The organism is Arsenophonus endosymbiont of Bemisia tabaci Q2, assembly GCF_902713415.1.
In the GTDB taxonomy this organism is placed as follows: Bacteria; Pseudomonadota; Gammaproteobacteria; order Enterobacterales; family Enterobacteriaceae; genus Arsenophonus.
The window spans coordinates 1-4202 of sequence record NZ_CACTIE010000217.1; the positions used below are offsets into that span (position 1 = coordinate 1).

Consider the following 4202-nt stretch of genomic DNA (forward strand, 5'->3'; position numbering starts at 1 on the left):
CAGATATTTTTTTCGCACTCAATATGGTGTAATTAAAATTAAGTCGCTTAGCTATATTTTATCTAAGTATCATCAATAACGTAAAACTTCACCAATCAACTCCTTCATAGCAAAAAGCCTCGCAAAAGCGAGGCTAATAATTTTTTAACTTCACACTTGGCGGTAGTGACTCACCGATTCTTTTAACTTCACACTTATCACAAACGTGGCTGATAACCAAAAAGTTCTCAAGTGAATATTACCTTTATAAATAAAGGTGAACCCCGAATCACGGGGGCTTACAGATTGAAATTTAACAAATTACTCTATGTATTTTTTAAAACGGAATATCATCATCGAAATGAATGGGTGGCTCAGCTGGAGCAGTTTTACCAGAATGGGCAGCAGGGGCTGGCGCGTTACCACTAAACTGTTGAGTTGGTTTTGGCTGTTGCGGCTGTTGTGGTTGCACCCAACCACCCGCTGGATTATTTTGTGGCATGCCTTCTTGTGAGCCACCACGCGCACCTAACATTTGCATGGTACCACCAATATTCACCACCACTTCGGTAGAGTAGCGATCCTGGCCATTTTGATCTTGCCATTTACGAGTTTGTAGTGACCCTTCTATATAAACTTGTGAACCTTTACGCAAATATTCACCTGCTACTTCCGCCAGCTTGCCAAAGATCACAACGCGGTGCCATTCTGTTTTTTCCCGCATTTCACCACTTTGCTTATCACGCCAACTTTCAGAGGTTGCCAGAGTAAGATTCGCAACCGCACCACCATTTGGCATGTAACGAATTTCAGGATCTTGTCCCAAGTTGCCGATAAGTATGACTTTGTTAATGCCTCTGCTGGCCATTCTCTACTCCTGATGAATTAATTTTTATATTGCTAGTTTAACATGCTAACACGTTATTGAATATGCAAACCAAACCGTTGCCATTTCGCTTTGCGAAACGCCTTAGAAAATTATACTGCAATATTGCTAAATTTTTTCAAGTTTGGCTATTAAATTGCAGAATATGACTCCCTATACTGTACTGTATATTCATTTAGCCAAAATTGTGTAATAATAAAACGTTTTATTTATTGTTTGAATATGTTCTCATCCGGGATGTGGTATATGGATAACATTGAAGTCAGAGGTGCGCGCACCCATAATTTAAAAAATATCAATTTAATTATTCCTCGCGATAAATTAATTGTTATTACTGGGTTATCAGGTTCAGGAAAATCTTCTCTGGCATTTGATACCCTGTATGCAGAAGGTCAGCGCCGTTATGTTGAGTCACTGTCTGCCTATGCTCGGCAGTTTTTATCCTTAATGGAAAAACCGGATGTTGATCATATTGAAGGGCTGTCACCAGCCATCTCAATTGAACAGAAATCCACTTCACACAATCCACGTTCAACGGTAGGTACCATTACCGAAATCCATGATTATTTACGTTTATTGTTTTCCCGTGTCGGCGAACCCCGCTGTCCAGATCACGATATTCCGTTAGCCGCCCAGACCGTTAGTCAGATGGTTGATCATGTCCTGGCGCTGCCGGAAGGTAAGCGACTAATGTTGCTAGCACCGGTAGTTAAAGAACGTAAAGGTGAACATATCAAGCTACTGGATAATCTGGCAGCCCAAGGTTATATTCGCGCCCGCATTGATGGTGAAGTGTGCGATCTATCCGATCCACCTAAATTACAACTACATAAAAAACATACTATTGAAGTGGTGGTTGATCGTTTTAAAGTTCGCGCTGACCTGGCAGAACGACTAGCTGAATCGTTTGAAACCACTCTTGAGTTATCAGGTGGTACTGCAGTTATCACTGATATGGATGACAACCAGGCAACTGAATTAGTTTTCTCCGCTAATTTTACCTGCCCTGTCTGCGGTTATAGCATGAGCGAGTTAGAACCGCGCCTGTTTTCTTTTAACAATCCAGCGGGTGCCTGTAGTTCCTGTGATGGGCTCGGAGTACAACAATTTTTCGATCCAGAACGAGTGATCCAAAATGAGGAAATTTCTTTAGCTGGCGGGGCAATTCGTGGTTGGGATCGCCGTAATTTTTATTATTTCCAGATGCTACAGTCGTTAGCTAAACACTATAAATTTGATGTTGAAGCCACGCTTAGTTCGTTAGAACCATCGATCAAGCAAATGATCTTATATGGCTCCGGCAAAGAAGCGATTGAATTTAAATATCAAAACGATCGCGGCAATGTTACTGTCAGATGCCATCCTTTTGAAGGCGTGATCCATAATATGGAGCGTCGCTATAAAGAAACCGAGTCGATGGCGGTACGCGAGGAGTTGACAAAATATATCAATAATCGGCCATGTATTGCTTGCCATGGCACTCGCTTACGGCAAGAAGCCCGTTATGTATTTATTGAAAATACCACCCTGCCTGAAATTTCTGATTTTGGTATCGGCCATGCCATGACATTTTTCGAAACATTGCAGCTCAGTGGGCAACGAGCACAAATTGCGGAAAAAATTCTGAAAGAGATTAACGATCGGTTAAAATTTTTGGTCAATGTGGGATTAAATTACCTGTCTCTTTCCCGCCCAGCTGAAACATTATCCGGTGGCGAAGCACAGCGCATTCGGCTGGCAAGCCAAATCGGTGCCGGTTTAGTTGGTGTCATGTATGTATTGGATGAGCCATCAATTGGTTTACATCAACGAGATAATGACCGGTTGTTAAAGACTCTGCTGCATTTACGTAATTTAGGCAATACGGTTATAGTGGTGGAACATGATGAAGATGCGATCCGTGCTGCCGATCACATTATCGATATCGGCCCAGGCGCCGGCATACATGGAGGACGTATTGTTGCTCAAGGCAACCTGGACGATATTATTAGCAATCCAGATTCATTAACCGGTAAATACCTTACTGGTCAACGTAAAATCGGGATCCCGCCCAAACGAGTAGCTATCGATGCAGAAAAAACCCTGAAACTGATTGGTGCACAAGGTAATAATCTAAAAAATGTCACGCTGGAGTTGCCTGTTGGCTTATTTACCTGTATTACCGGCGTTTCCGGCTCAGGTAAATCAACTCTAATTAATGATACGTTATTTCCTATTGCTCAGCGTCAATTAAATAAAGCTACTAATGCCACTCCAGCACCTTACACCGGTATCGAAGGTTTACAGTATTTCGATAAAGTGATTGATATTGACCAAAGCCCGATTGGCAGAACGCCACGTTCCAATCCAGCCACCTACACTGGCGTATTTACGCCAGTACGTGAATTATTTGCCGGCGTACCCGAGTCTCGTGCGCGGGGTTATACACCAGGAAGGTTTAGTTTTAATGTCAAAGGCGGTCGCTGCGAAGCCTGCCAGGGTGATGGCGTGATCAAAGTTGAGATGCATTTTCTGCCCGATGTCTATGTTCCCTGTGATCACTGTAAAGGCAAACGCTATAATCGTGAAACGTTAGAGATCAAATATAAAGGTAAAAATATTCACGAAGTATTAAAAATGACCATTGAGGAAGCACGTGAATATTTTGCTGCGGTTCCAGCGTTAGCGCGTAAATTGCAAACATTGATTGACGTTGGGCTTTCCTATATTCGTTTAGGTCAATCCGCAACAACCTTATCGGGTGGTGAAGCACAACGGGTTAAGTTATCTCGCGAACTTTCCAAACGCGGTACCGGTCAAACGCTCTATATTTTGGATGAACCGACTACCGGTTTACATTTTGCTGATATTCAACAACTGTTGCATGTACTAAATCAACTCCGTGATCAGGGCAATACTATTGTGATTATTGAACACAATTTAGATGTGATTAAGACCGCCGACTGGATCGTTGATCTGGGGCCTGAAGGCGGTAGTGGTGGTGGTGAGATTTTATTTGCCGGTACACCCGAGAAGATAGTCAAATGTAAGCAATCACATACTGCTCAATTTTTAAAACCGATCCTAAAACGCGGTTACTAATCAGCAGTAATTTCCGCTATCAAAATTAAAAAATAGCCCGGCCCAGCTGCCGGGAACAATATTGTTGAGCAATAATCAAAGTGCAATATTTGATAATAAGAAATTTTTTTATGCTAGTTCCATGCTGATATAGCTAAGCGACTTAATTTTGATGAAATTATTTATATGAGCTATTCAATTGATTTTAGACGTAAAGTGATATTTACGATGGAAGAAAGAAGGGTTGAGTATCCGAGAAACAGGGAAGCAATTTCGG

Annotated in this window: 2 protein-coding genes; one reads left to right on the forward strand and one right to left on the reverse strand. The window is 42.0% G+C overall.

Annotated elements, in window-relative coordinates; genetic code table 11:
• Positions 1-316: 316 nt before the first annotated feature.
• A complete protein-coding gene (locus ARSQ2_RS10185) occupies positions 317-847 on the reverse strand; it encodes a single-stranded DNA-binding protein (RefSeq protein ID WP_181995232.1) in 531 nt (176 codons plus the stop codon).
• 264 nt (positions 848-1111) lie between these two features.
• Here ARSQ2_RS10185 and uvrA point away from each other — a divergent pair, with 264 nt between their 5' ends.
• The gene (uvrA, locus tag ARSQ2_RS10190; RefSeq protein ID WP_181995233.1) at positions 1112-3946 is read left to right on the forward strand and encodes an excinuclease ABC subunit UvrA; all 2835 of its coding nucleotides are present in this window, start codon (positions 1112-1114) and stop codon (positions 3944-3946) included.
• Positions 3947-4202: the final 256 nt, after the last annotated feature.